This window comes from Microbacterium sp. (genome assembly GCF_039812165.1).
Taxonomy (GTDB): Bacteria; Actinomycetota; Actinomycetes; order Actinomycetales; family Microbacteriaceae; genus Microbacterium.
Window position 1 is genome coordinate 1 of record NZ_JBDIAB010000010.1, and the last position, 15712, is coordinate 15712.

15 protein-coding genes are annotated in these 15712 nt (G+C 71.1%); 11 read left to right on the plus strand and 4 right to left on the minus strand.

Features of this window, described 5'->3' with window-relative positions:
• Positions 1-385 precede the first annotated feature (385 nt).
• From WML84_RS02035 to WML84_RS02085, 11 genes are all read left to right on the plus strand, one after another.
• On the plus strand, positions 386-595 hold the full coding sequence (locus tag WML84_RS02035; RefSeq protein WP_347344496.1) for a heavy-metal-associated domain-containing protein: 210 nt from the start codon (positions 386-388) through the stop codon (positions 593-595).
• Positions 595-1548 carry a heavy-metal-associated domain-containing protein gene (locus WML84_RS02040; protein WP_347344497.1) on the plus strand — a complete coding sequence of 318 codons (954 nt, stop codon included), beginning with the start codon at positions 595-597 and terminating at the stop codon, positions 1546-1548. Before WML84_RS02035 ends, WML84_RS02040 begins: the two co-directional genes overlap by 1 nt.
• A gap of 34 nt (positions 1549-1582) precedes the next feature.
• On the plus strand, positions 1583-3847 hold the full coding sequence (locus WML84_RS02045; RefSeq protein ID WP_347344498.1) for a heavy metal translocating P-type ATPase: 2265 nt from the start codon (positions 1583-1585) through the stop codon (positions 3845-3847).
• Between the two features lie 48 nt (positions 3848-3895).
• Positions 3896-4423: a hypothetical protein gene (locus WML84_RS02050; protein ID WP_347344499.1), complete on the plus strand. Its 528-nt coding sequence runs from the start codon at positions 3896-3898 to the stop codon at positions 4421-4423.
• A 61-nt stretch (positions 4424-4484) separates the two neighbouring features.
• Positions 4485-4817, plus strand: coding sequence for a metal-sensitive transcriptional regulator (locus WML84_RS02055; protein ID WP_347344500.1), 333 nt, complete (start codon positions 4485-4487; stop codon positions 4815-4817).
• 26 nt (positions 4818-4843) lie between these two features.
• Positions 4844-5992, plus strand: coding sequence for an FAD-dependent oxidoreductase (locus WML84_RS02060; protein ID WP_347344501.1), 1149 nt, complete (start codon positions 4844-4846; stop codon positions 5990-5992).
• Positions 5993-6258: 266 nt separating this feature from the next.
• Entirely contained in the window at positions 6259-8286 is a 2028-nt protein-coding gene (locus tag WML84_RS02065) for a heavy metal translocating P-type ATPase (RefSeq protein ID WP_347344525.1), read from the plus strand.
• Between the two features lie 17 nt (positions 8287-8303).
• A complete protein-coding gene (locus WML84_RS02070) occupies positions 8304-8609 on the plus strand; it encodes a metal-sensitive transcriptional regulator (RefSeq protein WP_347344502.1) in 306 nt (101 codons plus the stop codon).
• A 96-nt stretch (positions 8610-8705) separates the two neighbouring features.
• Positions 8706-9149: a DUF6153 family protein gene (locus WML84_RS02075; protein ID WP_347344503.1), complete on the plus strand. Its 444-nt coding sequence runs from the start codon at positions 8706-8708 to the stop codon at positions 9147-9149.
• An 88-nt stretch (positions 9150-9237) separates the two neighbouring features.
• Entirely contained in the window at positions 9238-9858 is a 621-nt protein-coding gene (locus WML84_RS02080; protein ID WP_347344504.1) for a DUF305 domain-containing protein, read from the plus strand.
• Between the two features lie 108 nt (positions 9859-9966).
• On the plus strand, positions 9967-11220 hold the full coding sequence (locus WML84_RS02085) for an aminotransferase class III-fold pyridoxal phosphate-dependent enzyme (RefSeq protein ID WP_347344505.1): 1254 nt from the start codon (positions 9967-9969) through the stop codon (positions 11218-11220).
• 93 nt (positions 11221-11313) lie between these two features.
• On the opposite strand, the gene WML84_RS02090 is transcribed toward WML84_RS02085, so the two are convergent.
• Genes WML84_RS02090 through WML84_RS02105 form a run of 4 tightly spaced genes read right to left on the minus strand, consistent with a single transcriptional unit; the run spans position 11314 to position 15699 of the window.
• Positions 11314-12483 (minus strand): cation diffusion facilitator family transporter, encoded by a 1170-nt coding sequence (locus WML84_RS02090; protein WP_347344506.1) that lies wholly within the window; start codon positions 12481-12483, stop codon positions 11314-11316.
• Between the two features lie 31 nt (positions 12484-12514).
• Positions 12515-12895: a metalloregulator ArsR/SmtB family transcription factor gene (locus WML84_RS02095; RefSeq protein ID WP_347344507.1), complete on the minus strand. Its 381-nt coding sequence runs from the start codon at positions 12893-12895 to the stop codon at positions 12515-12517.
• A gap of 59 nt (positions 12896-12954) precedes the next feature.
• Positions 12955-14421 (minus strand): aldehyde dehydrogenase family protein, encoded by a 1467-nt coding sequence (locus tag WML84_RS02100; protein ID WP_347344508.1) that lies wholly within the window; start codon positions 14419-14421, stop codon positions 12955-12957.
• Positions 14422-15699 (minus strand): FAD-binding oxidoreductase, encoded by a 1278-nt coding sequence (locus tag WML84_RS02105; RefSeq protein ID WP_347344509.1) that lies wholly within the window; start codon positions 15697-15699, stop codon positions 14422-14424.
• Between the last annotated feature and the right edge of the window lie 13 nt (positions 15700-15712).

Genomic DNA, 15712 nt, shown 5'->3' on the forward strand with positions numbered 1-15712 from the left:
CCTCGGGACGGGCACCTCGGAGGACGGGCAGTCGATCGTCCTTCCCGACTGGGACGGACTCGCGCAGGTCGCCGAGGCGTTCCGCACCGACACCGTCGCCCAGTACGCCGCCACCCACTAGTCCGTTCGGCGACCGGCCGGCCGCGCGGTCGGGTCGTGGCTGCGGCTCTGCGTGAGCCGCAGCTCCTGGCCGTCGGCCAGGTCGAGGTGGCGGCCTGACCGCGCGCGTGCACGCCGGCGTCCGCGCGGCGCGCGACCACGGGGCGCGGGGCGCCCCGAGGGTCCGGGCGATGAGTCCGCGGCGACGACGGGAATACCCCTACCGGGTATCGACGTTATGGGATAGCGTACCCCTGAGGGGTATCCGAGCGAAGGGAAGAAGGCCATGGCAACGACTGAGTACCAGGTGACGGGGATGACCTGCGGACACTGCGAGATGTCGATCCGCGAAGAGGTCGGCGAGATCGCCGGTGTCGAGGACATCCAGGTGAGCGCGCAGACCGGCAAGCTGGTCGTGACCGCCTCGAGCGACATCGACGACGCCGACGTGCTCGCCGCCGTCGACGAGGCCGGCTACTCGGCGGTGCGCGTCTGATGAACGCTGCGGGACGACTGGGGCTCTACGGCGCGGGGCTGGCGGTGGCGTTCGCGGCCGCGTTCGGCGTGGCTGCCGCCGTCGTCCCCCAGAGCGCGGTCGCCGACTGGACGGACCGCGCCCAGCAGGGCGGCGAGCACGCCGACATGGAGAGCGAGGCCCCCGCCAAGGAGGGACTGCCCGGACTGTCGCTGTCGGCCTACGGCTACGCGCTGTCGCCGGTCGAGGGCCCGACCACGGTCGGCGAGCAGGGCACGCTGGGCTTCCGCATCCTGGAGGCCGACGGCGAGCCCCTCACCGCCTTCAAGACCGAGCACGACAAAGACCTGCACCTGATCGTCGTCCGCACCGACGGCACGCGCTTCCGGCACGTGCACCCGACGTTCGACGCCGAGAGCGGCACGTGGTCCGTCCCGTGGGCGTGGGACGCCGCGGGCACCTACCGGGTCTACGCCGACTTCGTGCCCGACGTGAAGGGCGGCCCCGACAAGGTGACGCTCACTCGTGCGGTCGAGATCGGCGGCGAGGTGACGCCCGAGCCGGCGACGCACACGTCGACGAGCGACGAGGTGGACGGGTTCGACGTCTCGATCGAGGGCACTCTCGTGGCGGGCTCGACCAGCGACCTCACGATCACCGTGAGCCGCGACGGCGCCCCGGTCACGACCCTGCAGCCCTACCTCGGGGCGTTCGGGCACCTGGTGACGCTGCGTGACGGCGACCTCGCCTACCTGCACGTGCACCCCCTCGGCGACGAGCCGAAGGCGGGCGACGCGGGCGGCCCGGAGATCCGGTTCGGCGCCGAGGCGCCCACCGCCGGCCGCTACCTCCTGTACCTCGACTTCCAGGTCGACGGCCAGGTGCGCACCGCCGAGTTCGTGCTCGACGCCGTCTCCGGCGACGGCACGGGCGGCGACACCCACGACGATTCGAAGACGGACGACGACCACTGACCTGCGGGTCGGGTCGACACAGACAAGGATTCTGATGAGCACATCCGTGCCCGCCACCTCGGGCCCGAGCTACGAGCTGGAGATCGGAGGGATGACCTGCGCCTCCTGCGCCAACCGCATCGAGCGCAAGCTGAACAAGCTCGACGGCGTCGCCGCGACGGTGAACTACGCCACCGAGAAGGCGAAGGTCACCGTTCCCGACGGCTACGACCCGAAGCTGCTGATCGCCGAGGTCGAGAAGACCGGCTACACGGCGGCCCTGCCGGCGCCGAAGAAGCCGGAGCGGGATGCCGCGGCATCCGGCGATGAGGACGCCGATCCCGAGCTGACCTCGCTGCGCGACCGCCTGCGCGTCTCGATCGTGCTGACCGTGCCGGTCATCGCGATGGCGATGGTGCCGGCGCTGCAGTTCACCTACTGGCAGTGGGCGTCGCTCGCGCTGGCCGCGCCGGTGATCGTATGGGGGGCCTGGCCGTTCCACCGCGCCGCGTGGATGAACCTGCGCCACGGCACCGCCACGATGGACACGCTCATCTCGATGGGCACCACCGCCGCGTTCCTGTGGTCGCTGTACGCGCTGTTCTTCGGCACGGCCGGGGTTCCCGGCATGACCCACCCCTTCGAGTTCACGCTCGCCCCCTCCGACGGCGCGGCGAACATCTACCTCGAGGTGGGCGCGGGCGTCACCACGTTCATCCTCGCCGGCCGCTACTTCGAGAAGCGCTCGAAGCGTCAGGCCGGCGCCGCCCTCCGTGCCCTGCTCGAGCTCGGCGCGAAAGAGGTGTCGGTGCTGCGCGGCGGCGTCGAGACCAAGATCCCGGTCGAGGAGCTGCAGGTGGGCGACGAGTTCGTCGTGCGCCCCGGCGAGAAGATCGCGACCGACGGCGTCGTCGTGTCCGGCACGTCGGCGGTCGACGCCTCCATGCTCACCGGCGAGTCGGTGCCCGTCGAGGTGGGCGAGGGCGACCCGGTGACCGGCGCCACGGTCAACGCGGGCGGCCGCCTGGTCGTGCGCGCCACGCGGGTCGGCTCCGACACCCAGCTCGCTCAGATGGCGAAGCTCGTCGAGGACGCGCAGACCGGCAAGGCCGAGGTGCAGCGCCTCGCCGACCAGATCTCCGGCGTCTTCGTGCCGATCGCCATCATGATCGCGATCATCGCGCTCGGCGGCTGGCTGGGCGCCGGGTTCCCGGTCTCGGCCGCGTTCACCGCCGCCGTCGCGGTGCTCGTCATCGCGTGCCCGTGCGCCCTCGGGCTGGCCACGCCCACCGCGCTGCTGGTCGGCACCGGTCGCGGCGCCCAGATGGGCATCCTCATCAAGGGACCCGAGGTGCTGGAGTCGACGCGCAAGGTCGACACCGTCGTCCTGGACAAGACCGGGACGGTCACCAGCGGCAAGATGACACTCGTCGACGTGATCGCCGAGCCCGGCACCGAGCGCGACGAGCTGCTGCGCCTGGCCGGTGCGCTGGAGGATGCCTCCGAGCACCCCATCGCACAGGCCGTCGCCAAGGCTGCCGCGCAGGAGACCGGTCCGCTCGTCGTGCCGGAGGACTTCGCGAACATCGAGGGCAAGGGCGTGCAGGGCATCGTCGACGGGCACGCCGTGCTGGTCGGCCGAGAGTCGCTGCTGGCCGACTGGTCGCAGCACCTCAGCCCCGCGGTCTCCGCCGCCAAGGCGCAGGCCGAGAGCGAGGGCAAGACCGTCGTCGCGGTCGGCTGGGACGGCCTGGCCCGCGGCATCCTCGTGATCGCCGACACCGTCAAGCCCACCAGCGCGGAGGCCATCCGCGAGCTGCGCGCCCTCGGACTCACCCCGGTGCTGCTCACCGGCGACAACGAGGCCGTGGCCCGCCAGATCGCCGCCGAGGTCGGCATCGACCAGGTGTACGCCGAGGTGCTGCCGAAGGACAAGGTGGACGTCGTCAAGCGGCTGCAGAGCGAGGGCAAGGTCGTCGCGATGGTCGGCGACGGCGTCAACGACGCCCCCGCGCTGGCTCAGGCGGATCTGGGCCTCGCGATGGGCACGGGCACCGACGTCGCGATCGAGGCGTCCGACATCACCCTGGTCCGCGGCGACCTGCGCAGCGCGGTCGATGCGATCCGGTTGTCGCGCAAGACGCTCGGCACCATCAAGACCAACCTGTTCTGGGCGTTCGCCTACAACTCCGCGGCCATCCCGGTCGCGGCCCTGGGACTGCTCAACCCGATGCTCGCCGGTGCCGCGATGGCCCTGTCCAGCGTGTTCGTCGTCGGCAACAGCCTGCGCCTGCGCGGCTTCAAGAGCATCACGGCCTGATCCGTATCCGCCTACAACTCACTCGCACACAACCAAGGAGAACAAGAGATGAGCACCGAAGCGACCACTGAGCGCACCGAGTTGCCGCTGGCCGAGTCCGCCGGCTGTTGCAGCACGACGGCCTCCGGCGACAGCGCGTCGTCGTGCTGCGGCGCCGAGGCATCGGCCGCGCCGGCCGCGGCGTCGTGCTGCAGCACCGAGGCATCGGCCGAGCCCGCTGCGGCGTCGTGCCACGCCGAGGCGCCGGCGACCGAATCGCACGGCCATGACCACGGCCACGGCAGCCACGGTCACGGCGACCACGGGGACCACGGGCACGGCCATGACGGCCACGGCCATGGTCACGGTGACCACGGTCACGGCGACCACGGCCACCACCACGCGGCTCCCACGGCATCCGCCTCGGGCGACGACGTCGCCATGTGCCCGGTGATGGTGGGCAGCCCCGTCGTCAAGAGCGTCGCCGAGGCCCAGGGCCTGTTCCGCGACTACAAGGGCAAGCGCTACTGGTTCTGCTGCGCCGCCTGCGGCCCGCTCTGGGACGCCGACCCCGACAAGTACGCCGACGCGGCGTGATCCGCTTCGGGGGTCGTCGACATCGTCGCCGGCCCCCGAGCCTTCTGGAACGGAGATCGAGATGACCATCGCCGAGATCGAGACCGAGGTCTGCCCCGCCGACGGCGGCAGCACCCACGGGTACATCAACGACAAGGAGCGCGTCCTGAAGCGGCTGAGTCGCATCGAGGGCCAGGTGCGCGGCATCAGCCGCATGGTGGAGGACGAGCGCTACTGCATCGACGTCCTCACCCAGATCTCGGCCGCCACGAAGGCGCTCGAGACCGTCGCCCTCGGCCTGCTCGACGACCACCTCGCGCACTGCGTTCTGGATGCCGCTGCCACCGGCGGCCCGCTCGCGCACCAGAAGATCGCCGAGGCATCCGAGGCCATCGCCCGACTCGTCCGTTCCTGAACGACCCTTCCCGGAGGACACACCCGATGCCCACCCACGTCGTCATCCTGGGGGCCGGCGCGGCCGGCACCGCCGCCGCCCGCGCGCTCGCGGCAGCCGACGGTGTCGAGGTCGCGCTGGTGGGCCGCACCGCCGAGGCCCCGTACAATCGCACGCTCGTCAACAAGGGCGTCGCGATCGGGCTGCTGCGGCCCGATCAGGCCGCCGTCCCCGGCTTCGTCGTCCGCAGCGACTCGGCAGAGCGGATCGACCCCGAGGCGCGGCTGGTCGCCCTCGAGTCCGGTGCGACGCTTCCGTACGACGCCCTGCTCGTGGCCACCGGCAGCGCGCCGCGCCGGATCGGCGACGCCGTGCCCGGCGCCGCCGCCGCCGTCGCCGTCGGCCGGCTGACCACTCTGCACTCCCTCGACGACGCGGTGAGAGTGCGCGACATGCTGGCGACCCGCGAGTCGGCGCGCGTCGTCGTGCTCGGGGCGGGCCTGGTAGCCGCCGAGACCGCCTCGCTCCTGCACGAACGCGGGCATCGCGTCACGCTGGTCGCACGCGCCGACCTCCCCGGCGCCTCCGCATTCGGCGTCGCGGTCGCGACCCGCCTCGCCGAGCACCACCGGCAGACGGTGACGACCCGGTTCGGGCGCACCCCGACCTCCTTCGCCCTCGAGGGCGACGAGCTGATCGTGGGGCTGGACGACGGCACCTCGCTGCGCGCCGACCTCGCGATCGTCGGGCACGGCACGACGCCGGCCGCCCCCACCCCGTTCACCGACGGCGTCGTCACCGACACCCGGCTCCGCGCGCCCGTCGCCGGCGTCTATGCCGCCGGCGGCGTCGCCGTCCACCACGACGACGGATCCGCCCCCTGGCGCATCGACCACTGGGCCGACGCCGCGGCCCAGGGCGAGCACGCCGCCCGCACCCTGCTGCACGATCTCGGCCTCTCCGCCGATCCCGGCCCCTACCTGCCGCGCAGTCCGTACACCGCGAACATCCACGGCTCCGTCGTCGCCGCGGTGGGGCGCACCGGGGCGGACGGCACGCTCGTCTCGACCGACCCGCTCGTCGTGGTGCACGAGCGCGACGGCGTGCCGCACGGTGCGTCGGGACTAGACGCCGTGCCCGCCGTGTTCTCGTGGATGGACCGGCTGCACCGACCGCAGAGCGAGACCAGACGATGACCGAGCCACACGAGCACACCCACCCGCACACCCACGACCACGGCGGGCATGACCACGGCCAGCACGAGCACGAGCACGACCAGCACGCGCACGACCAGCACGCGCACGAGCACGGCAGCCACGACCACGGCCAGCACGACCACAGCGGCCACGGTCACGGCCAGCACGACGCTCACGACGGGCACGGCGGGCACGACACCCACGCTGACCACGGCGCACCCGCGGGGCACGCAGGGCACGGCTCTCACGCGGGACACGACGGACCCATGGGACACGCCGGGCATGACGCCCACGGCGGCCACATGGGCCACGCCGGTCACGGCGATCACGTCGGCCAGTTCCGCCGGCTCTTCTGGATCAACCTCGTCATCGCCGTCCCCGTCGTGGCCTTCTCGCCGATGTTCTCGATGCTCTTCGGCTACGACGTGCCCGCCTGGGCGCGGTACGTCTCGCCCGCGCTCGGCACGGTGATGTACGTCTGGGGCGGCTGGCCGTTCCTCGCCGGCGCGATCGGCGAGCTCCGCTCGCGCAGGCCCGGGATGATGCTGCTGATCGGCCTCGCCATCACGGTCGCGTTCTTCGCCTCCTGGGGGGCGACCCTCGGCCTGCTGCACCACGAGCTGGAGTTCTGGTGGGAGCTGGCGCTGCTGATCGTGATCATGCTGCTCGGCCACTGGATCGAGATGCGCTCGCTCGCGCAGACCACGTCCGCCCTCGACTCCCTCGCCGCCCTGCTGCCCGACGAGGCGGAGCGCGTGGAGGGCGACCGGATCGTCACCGTGTCACCGGCCGACCTGCGCGTCGGCGACGTCGTCGTCGTGCGGCCCGGCGGCAGCGTGCCCGCGGACGGCAGGATCGTCGGCGGCCGGGCCGACATGGACGAGTCGATGGTCACCGGCGAGTCGCGCCCCGTCGCGCGCACCGTCGGCGACGACGTCACCGCCGGCACCGTCGCCACGGACTCGGGGCTGCGCGTGGAGATCACGGCGGCCGGCGACGACACGATGCTCGCCGGCATCCAGCGGCTCGTGACCGAGGCGCAGAGCTCGTCGTCGCGCGCACAGCGGATCGCCGACCGGGCCGCGGCCCTGCTCTTCTGGTTCGCCCTGATCGCGGCGGCGATCACCGCCGTCGTGTGGACGCTCGTCGGCGACCCCGACTCGGCCGTCATCCGCAGCATCACGGTGCTGGTGATCGCGTGCCCGCACGCGCTCGGCCTGGCGATCCCGCTCGTGGTGTCGATCGCCACCGAGCGGGCCGCGCGCGGCGGCGTGCTGGTGAAGGACCGGCTCGCGCTCGAGAGCATGCGCACGGTGAACGCCGTGCTGTTCGACAAGACCGGCACCCTCACCAAGGGCGAGCCCACGGTCACCGCCGTCGAGCCCGCGGGCGACGCCGACGCCGACGAGGTGCTGGCCGTGGCCGCCGCCGCCGAGGCCGACAGCGAGCACCCGCTCGCCAAGGCGATCGTCCGTGCTGCGCAGGAGAAGGGCCTCGCCCTGGCCTCCGCGACGGGCTTCTCGTCATCCCCCGCCGTCGGCGTCACCGCCACGGTCGGCGACCGCGAGATCCGCGTGGGCGGACCGCGTCTGCTCGAAGAGGTCGGCGCGGGCGAGACCGCGAGCGCCGACGAGTGGCGCTCGGAGGGCGCGATCATCCTGCACGTCGTCGCCGACGGACGGGTGATCGGCGGTCTCAAGCTCGCCGACGAGATCCGCCCCGAGTCGCGTGAGGCCGTCGACGCGCTGCACCGGCTCGGCGTCGAGGTGGTCATGATCACCGGCGATGCGGAGGCCGTCGCCACGGCGGTCGGCCGCGAGCTGGGCATCGATCGCGTCTTCGCCGGGGTGCGGCCCGAGGACAAGTCCGCGAAGGTGGCTCAGCTGCAGCAGGAGGGCAAGAAGGTCGCCATGGTGGGCGACGGCGTCAACGACGCGCCCGCTCTCGCCCAGGCCGACGTCGGCATCGCGATCGGCGCCGGCACGGATGTCGCGATCGCCTCGGCGGGTGTCATCCTCGCCAGCTCCGACCCGCGGTCGGTGCTGTCGGTGATCGAGCTCTCCCGCGCCGCCTACCGCAAGATGAAGCAGAACCTGTGGTGGGCCGCCGGCTACAACCTCGTCTCGGTGCCGTTGGCGGCGGGCGTGCTCGCCCCGGTCGGCTTCGTGCTCCCGATGTCGGTCGGCGCCATCCTGATGTCGCTGTCGACGGTGGTGGTCGCGCTCAACGCGCAGCTGCTGCGACGCATCGACCTGCGCCCGGAGGCCAGCACGCGTGCGATCCTGAACGGGTAGCACGAGAGGGGTTCGCCATGCCCGAGACCGCGGAGCACCACCACCACGGATACATCACCGACAAGGAGAAGTACCTGAACCGGCTCAAGCGCATCGAGGGGCAGGCGCGCGGGATCTCCCGGATGGTCGACGAGGAGCAGTACTGCATCGACATCCTCACCCAGATCAGCGCCCTCACGAGCGCGCTGCGGGCCGTCGCCGTCGGCCTGCTCGACGATCACCTCACGCACTGCGTGCTCGACGCGGCGAAGCTCGATGCCGAGGACGGCGGGCTCAAGATCAAAGAGGCCACCGACGCCATCGCCCGCCTCGTCCGGTCCTGACGCGCTTCCCGCGCCCACTCCGAACCCACCCGTCCACCCCTCGCGCTTGATACCCCATGGGGGTATACTGGACGGAGGACGAAGGGCGGTGAGCGGATGCCACTCCAGCGGGAGGCGCGAGGCCCGCTGCAGCGAGCCCTGCTGTCCACGGCGGTCGCGCTCCTCGTGATCGCGGGGCTCGTGGGCATGCACGCCGTCGGACCAGCGCCCACTCCGGCCGCCGTGCCGCAGGCCTCGGCGGCCTCGCACGTCCCCCATGGCGCAGCACCCGCCGCCGGGCACCCGGCCGCGCAGGCGGCGGCGTCCGCCCCGCCCAGCGCTCCGCACGCGAGTCACGACTGCCCCGCGTGCGTCGACGACGCCGCCGGGCACATGTCGGGGTGCAGCATGGCGCCGCCCTCCCCCGTCACCGTCGTGGCCGCCCCGCCCGCGCTCTCCGAGCCGGAACGCCCGCTCGTGCGGGAGCGCGCCGTGGTCGCCGTGCGCACCACGGGCGCCGACCCGCCCTCGTTGACGAAGCTCTCGATCAGTCGCACGTGAGTCCGTAGCGCCCGGCCGCATCGCCGGGACGCCGCACGCGCCCATGGGCGCACACACTCACCGACGAACGAACGAAAGAGAACACGACATGTCCATCAATGACACTCCCACACGCCGCACGCGGATGCTGCTGCTCACGGCCGCGGTGGGCACCACCGCACTGCTGCTGACCGGCTGCACCGCGACCGACGCCGGTCCGGCACCGTCGGCATCTCAGACCGCCAGCTCCGAGGCGGCCGACTTCAACATGGCCGACGAGATGTTCACGGTGATGATGATCCCGCACCATGAGCAGGCGATCGAGATGAGCGACGTGCTCCTCGCGAAGGAGGATGTCGACCCCGCGGTCGCCGACCTCGCCCAGCGGATCAAGGACGCGCAGGGCCCCGAGATCGAGCTCATGAAGGGCTGGCTCGCCGCGCGGGGCGCCTCGATGCCCAGCGAGGACATGGGCGACATGGGTCACGGCGGCATGGACGACGGCATGATGTCGCACGACGACATGACCGCCCTCGAGGACGCCGACGGCGCCACCGCCTCTCGCCTGTTCCTGGAGCAGATGATCGAGCACCACGACGGTGCGATCGAGATGGCGCAGAGCGTCCTGAAGAACGGGAAGAGCCCCGACGTGCGCACGCTCGCCGAGGAGATCATCGCGACCCAGCAGTCGGAGATCACCGAGATGAGGCAGCTGCTCGGGCAAGGCTGAGCGATCGGGGGTGCGCTCGCACGCGGGCGCACCCCCGACCCGTCACTAATTGTCGACAATCGACAATCCTGATATTCTGGGCAGTAACAACCGACCCGGAGAGTCTCGATGGCACAACTCAGCCCACTGCTCATGCAGGCCACCCCGATCGTCGTCGAGCACGCGCGCGGCGCATGGATCACCGCGACCGACGGCGTCGACTACCTCGATTTCACGACCGGCATCGGCGTGACGAGCACGGGGCACTGCCACCCTCGCGTCGTGGCGGCGGCACGCGAACAGGTCGGCAAGATCATCCATGCCCAGTACACGACGGTCATGCACAAGCCGCTCCTCGAGCTCACCGAGCGCCTCGGCGACGTGCTGCCCGAGGGTCTCGACAGCGTCTTCTACGCCAACTCCGGCTCGGAGGCGGTGGAGGCCTCGCTGCGGCTCGCGCGCATGGCGACGGGGCGCCCGAACCTCATCGCCTTCCAGGGCGGGTTCCACGGTCGTACTGTCGCCGCCGCGTCGCTCACGACGGCGGGAACGAAGTTCCGTTCCGGGTTCGCGCCGCTCATGGCGGGCGTGCACATCGCACCGTTTCCCGCAGCGTTCCGCTACGGCTGGGACGAGGACACGGCGATCGACTTCGCACTGCGCGAGCTCGACTTCCTGCTGCAGACGACGAGCAGCCCCGCCGACACCGCGGCGTTCATCATCGAGCCCGCTCTCGGCGACGGCGGCTACGTGCCGACTCCGGCACGGTTCCTCGCCGGACTGCGCGAGCGCGCCGATCGGCACGGCATCCTCCTCATCCTCGACGAGGTGCAGACGGGCGTCGGTCGCACCGGGCGCTTCTGGGGCCACCAGCACTCGTCGGTGACGCCCGACATCCTGATCACCGCGAAGGGCATCGCCAGCGGCTTCCCGATCAGCGCGATCGCCGCCTCTCGCGAGCTGATGTCGCGCGGCTGGCCCGGATCGCAGGGCGGCACCTACGGCGGCAACGCCGTCGCGGCGGCGGCGGCCGTGGCGACCCTCGATGTCGTTCGCGACGAGGAGCTCGTCGCGAACTCCGAGGCGATGGGCGCTCTGCTGCACACCGGCCTGCAGGAGCTGCAGCAGCGGTTCCCGAGCATCGGCGACGCGCGCGGCCTGGGTTTGATGCGGGCACTGGAGTTCGTCGGCGCCGACGGTGAGGCAGCCCCCGAGATCGCGAGCGCCGTGCAGACCGCCGCGGTGGGTCATCGCCTGCTCACCCTCACGTGCGGCACGCGCGCCAACGTGGTGCGACTGATCCCACCGCTCGTGGTGAGCGCCGACGAGATCGCCTTCGGCCTCGCGGCCCTGAGCGACACGCTCGACGAGGTGCTGGGCTAACCGTACTGCCCGGACGATGCAGCCAGCCGTCCGAGAGACGCGCACGCGAGAGGGGCGGGAGGCGATCGAATCGCCTCCCGCCCCTCTCCGCCGTCAGCGCGACGCGCTCCCCACGGGCTCGGCCACGCGGGTCCTGACGTTCATGATGTCGAGGTTCTTCAGGTGGCCGCGCACCGCGGCCTCGGCGTCGTTCGCGATCTGATCCGCCTCGGCCGCCGACACCGCCGGGATGCGCAGCAGCGCGTCGCCCTCGAGGCGGTGCCCGATCCAGCGCAGCCGGATCTGCTCCACCTTCTCGATGTTGGCGACGTGGGTCAGAGCGTGCTCCGCCTCGTCCATCAGGCCCGGCTCGATGCCGTCCAGGAGTCGACGCCCAACGGACTTGATCGTCCCGATCAGCAGCACGAAGATCGCGAGGGAGATCAGCACGCCCACGATGGGGTCGGCGAGCGGGAAGCCGAGCAGCACGCCCAGGCCGCCGCCGACGACCGCGAGCGAGGTGAAGCCGTCGGTGCGGGCGTGGATGCCGTCGGCGACGAGCGCCGCCGACCCGATGCGGCGTCCGGCACGGATGCGGTAGACCGCGACCACTTCGTTTCCGATGAACCCGATCACACCGGCCGCGATCACCCAGGAGATGTTCTCGAGCGGTTGCGGGTGGATGAAGCGGTCGATCGACTGCCACAGCGCGACGACGGCGGAGAGGAGGATCATCAGCACGATGAACAGGCCGGCGAGGTCCTCCGCCCGGTGGTAGCCGTAGTTGAACTTGCGCGTCGCCGCGCGTCGGCCGAGAACGAACGCGATCCACAGCGGCACCGCCGTCATCCCGTCGGACAGGTTGTGGATCGTGTCGGCGAGCAGCGCCACCGAGCCGCTGAAGTAGACCACGATCGCCTGGAAGACGGTGGTCAGCACGAGCAGGATCATGCTGATGATCACGGTACGGATGCCGGTCCTGCTCGCCTCCATCGCGTCGTCGATCGAGTCGGCGGCGTCGTGCGAGTGCGGCACGAACAACCCGTAGAAGAAGCCCTTGATGCCGGTCGGGTGCTCGTGCCCGTGATCGCCATGGCCGTGCCCATGGCCGTGGTCCCCGTGGCCATGGCCGTGGTCCCCGTGGCCGTGCCCATGACCGCCGTGAGGGTGCGGGTGGTCGTGCCCGCCCTCGTGCGGGTGCGGGTGCTCGTGCCCGCCCTCGTGCGGGTGCGGGTGGTCGTGCGCGCCCTCGTGAGGGTGAGGGTGCGTGGCGGGATTGCTCAAGGCGCTGTCTCCTTCGTTGGTGTGCGGTGCGCTATGCGGCGTCGATTCCGCCCTGCGCCGTCGCCGGCTGCTGGCGGTGATGGGGCGGCACGTTCCCGAGGGAGTGCTCGGCCTGGTAGATGGCATCGACGACCAGCCCGCGCACGTGCTCGTTGGCCAACCGGTAGAACACACGCGTGCCCTCCTGTCGGCTGAGCACGATGCGCGCCCAGCGCAGCTTCGAGAGATGCTGCGACACGGTCGCCGGGGCCTTGTCGACGATGTCCGCAAGATGGTTCACCGACAGCTCGCCGGCATTCAACGCGAGGACGATGCGCACCCGCGTCGGGTCGGCGAGCATCGAGAACACCTCGACGGCCAGGTCCACGTACGGGCTGTCCACATCCAGAGAGCTCTGAGAATCTTCGTGCATGCGAAGATATTAGCATGCTTTGATACATGATCAACCAGATACGAGAAGATGCCGGGAGCTCAGCCGATGGCAGCGCGGTTGATGATGACGTTCTTCGGCTCACTGAGCTCACGGACGGCGCTGGCCACCCCTTCACGACCCACGCCGGAGCGCTTGGGGCCGCCGAACGGCATCGCATCGATGCGGAAATCACTGGTGTCGTTGATCAGCACGCTGCCCACATGCAGTCGCTCCGCGGCGTGCAGCGCCGTCTCCAGCGACGACGTGTAGACGCCCGCCTGCATCCCGAACTCGGTGTCGTCCACTCGTCCCAGCGCCTCGTCGAGGTCGGTGAAGCTCATGATCGACACCACCGGCCCGAACACCTCCTCGCGCATGACCCGCGCGTCCTCGGGCACGTCGACGAGCACCGTCGGATCGTAGAAGGCGCCGCGCCGCGTCCCGCCGGCCCGGACGACGGCGCCGGACGCCACGGCCTCGTGCACCCAGTCCTCGACGCGCCGCGCCTCGCGCTCGGTGATGAGCGGCCCCACATCCGTCTCGGCGTCGCGCTTGGAGCCGACCCGCAGCCTCTCGGCGCCGTCGACCACGCGAGACACGAGCTCGTCGTACACCGACTCGTGCGCGAACACGCGCTGGACCGACAGGCAGTTCTGCCCGGCGACGCCGAAGGCGCCGTCGACCACGGCGGCCGACGCCTCCGCGACATCGCCGTCGGCGCAGACCACGACGGCGTTGTTGCCGCCGAGCTCCATGAGGATCTTGCGCGCCCCGGCCAGCCGCGCCAGGACGTCGCCGGTGGCCGGGCCACCGGTGAAGGACACCGCGGCGACCCTCGGATCGCTGACGAGGACGCTGCTGGCCTCCCGCGTCCCCACGAGCACCGCCATGCGATCGGCCGGCATGCCGGCGCGCAGCAGCACGTCGACCAGGGCGAGCGCCGACAGGGGCGTGGTCGCGGCCGGCTTCAGCACGATCGCGTTGCCCGCGATGAGCCCGGGACCGACTTTGTGCGCCACCAGGTTGAGCGGATCGTTGAACGGGGTGATCGCCGCCACCACCCCCAGCGGCTCGCGGCGGTTCCACCCGATGCGCCCGCTGCCGCGCGCGGAGTCGCTCAGCGGAAGCGTCTCGCCCTCGAGCAGCGGCGCCGCCGCGGCCGACAGACGCAGCGTCTCGGCGGCACGGGATGCCTCGCGGCGGGCCTCGGTGATCGTCTTGCTGCTCTCGGCCGAGAGGATCCGGGCGATCCGCTCGTGCTCATCCCGCAGCAGGGCCGAGGCGCGCTCGAGTGTCTCCCGGCGCTGCCAGAGCTCCCACGGCTCGCGCAGGCCGGCCGCGACGGTGGTGACGGCGTCGGACATCTCCTGCGGGTCGGCGGGGTGCACATGCGCGATCGGGCTGTCGTCCTCCGGGTCGGTGACCACGAGGTCGAGACCGTCGGTGATCCAGTGGACGCCTGTGTAGCCTCCGCCGGGGATGCCGAGGTCGGCCAGTGCGTGTGCCCGAGCTGAGTCCGGCGCCATTCAGCTGAACCGATCCTGCAGCCCGTAGTAGGCACCGCCGAGGCGCAGGTGCAGCCACGGCTGCCCGAAGTACCCCGGGATCCAGGGGTTGCGCAGATCGCGCCACGGATTCGCCTCCGGCCGGCCGTCGATGACCTCGCTCATCACCTTGCCCATGTAGGTCGCCATCTGCACGCCGTGGCCGGAGTAGTTGGTGGAGTAGTAGATGCCGTCGTGCTCACCGGCGTGGACCATCTGGTCCATGGAGATGTCGACCAGGCCTCCCCACATGTAGTCGATGCGGGCGTCCCTGAGCTTCGGGAAGACGTAGTGCATCGCCTTCTCGAGGATCTCGCCGCTCTTGCGGTCGGAGGACGGATCGCTCAGCGCGAAGCGTGCGCGGCCGCCGAACAGCAACCGATTGTCGGGCGTGATGCGGAAGTAGTAGATGAAGTTCTTGCTGTCCGACGCCATCCGCCTGTTCGGCAGGAGCTCGTCGACGAGCTCCTGCGGCAGGGGCTCGGTGACGACGATGAAGCTCCCCACCGGGATGATGCGTCGCTGTACCCAGCCGAACACCCGACCGGTATAGCCGCTGGTGCCGACGACGACCTTTCCCGCGCGCACGGTTCCGCGTGGCGTGACCAGATCGAACGCTGCTCCTCCGGCGACCTTGCGCACGTCGGTGACCTCCGCGTGCTCATGGATGGTGGCGCCCTGCTCGATGCCGAGCCGCGCCAGCGCATGCCCGAACTTGCCCACGTGCATTCCGGCACCCGATGGGTCGACCATCGCACCGTGATAGACGTCCGAGCCGACCTCGGAGCGGATGTTGGCGCGATCGACGAGGTGCACGGACTGGCCGACCAGGCGTTTGAGCAGCTCGGCGGTCTTCTGCATGCCCTCCCAGTGCGACTCCTTCCAGGCCAGGTTCATCTTCCCGGCGCGGGCGTAGTCGACGTCGAGCGCGTTCTCGGTGACCAGCTGCTCGATCAGGTCGATCGCGTTGTTGTACTCCTTGAAGTAGGAGACGGCGCGCTGTTCGCCATAGCGCTTCAGCGCGTCACGGAACCCGATGGCAAGTCCCGTCGTCGCCATGCCGCCGTTGCGACCGGAGGCCCCCCAGTTCACTGTGCGCGCCTCGAGCACAGCGACCGACCTCCCGGACTTCGCGGTGTGATAGCCCGTCGACAGACCGGTGAATCCGCCGCCGACGACGGCGACATCCACCTCCTTTGGTACCTCCGTCTCGGTGTAGTCGCCACTCGGGGTGGCGGTGTCGAGCCAGTAGGAACGCATTTTCACAGGTGAA

Bases quoted from the DNA above. Each gene is read 5' to 3' on its own strand.
- WML84_RS02095 (WP_347344507.1), bottom strand. From the start codon at position 12,895: ATGCACGAAGATTCTCAGAGCTCTCTGGATGTGGACAGCCCGTACGTG.
- WML84_RS02055 (WP_347344500.1), top strand. From the start codon at position 4,485: ATGACCATCGCCGAGATCGAGACCGAGGTCTGCCCCGCCGACGGCGGC.
- WML84_RS02080 (WP_347344504.1), top strand. From the start codon at position 9,238: ATGTCCATCAATGACACTCCCACACGCCGCACGCGGATGCTGCTGCTC.
- WML84_RS02075 (WP_347344503.1), top strand. From the start codon at position 8,706: ATGCCACTCCAGCGGGAGGCGCGAGGCCCGCTGCAGCGAGCCCTGCTG.
- WML84_RS02045 (WP_347344498.1), top strand. From the start codon at position 1,583: ATGAGCACATCCGTGCCCGCCACCTCGGGCCCGAGCTACGAGCTGGAG.
- WML84_RS02070 (WP_347344502.1), top strand. From the start codon at position 8,304: ATGCCCGAGACCGCGGAGCACCACCACCACGGATACATCACCGACAAG.
- WML84_RS02105 (WP_347344509.1), bottom strand. From the start codon at position 15,699: ATGCGTTCCTACTGGCTCGACACCGCCACCCCGAGTGGCGACTACACC.
- WML84_RS02040 (WP_347344497.1), top strand. From the start codon at position 595: ATGAACGCTGCGGGACGACTGGGGCTCTACGGCGCGGGGCTGGCGGTG.
- WML84_RS02050 (WP_347344499.1), top strand. From the start codon at position 3,896: ATGAGCACCGAAGCGACCACTGAGCGCACCGAGTTGCCGCTGGCCGAG.
- WML84_RS02065 (WP_347344525.1), top strand. From the start codon at position 6,259: ATGGGACACGCCGGGCATGACGCCCACGGCGGCCACATGGGCCACGCC.
- WML84_RS02035 (WP_347344496.1), top strand. From the start codon at position 386: ATGGCAACGACTGAGTACCAGGTGACGGGGATGACCTGCGGACACTGC.
- WML84_RS02100 (WP_347344508.1), bottom strand. From the start codon at position 14,421: ATGGCGCCGGACTCAGCTCGGGCACACGCACTGGCCGACCTCGGCATC.
- WML84_RS02060 (WP_347344501.1), top strand. From the start codon at position 4,844: ATGCCCACCCACGTCGTCATCCTGGGGGCCGGCGCGGCCGGCACCGCC.
- WML84_RS02085 (WP_347344505.1), top strand. From the start codon at position 9,967: ATGGCACAACTCAGCCCACTGCTCATGCAGGCCACCCCGATCGTCGTC.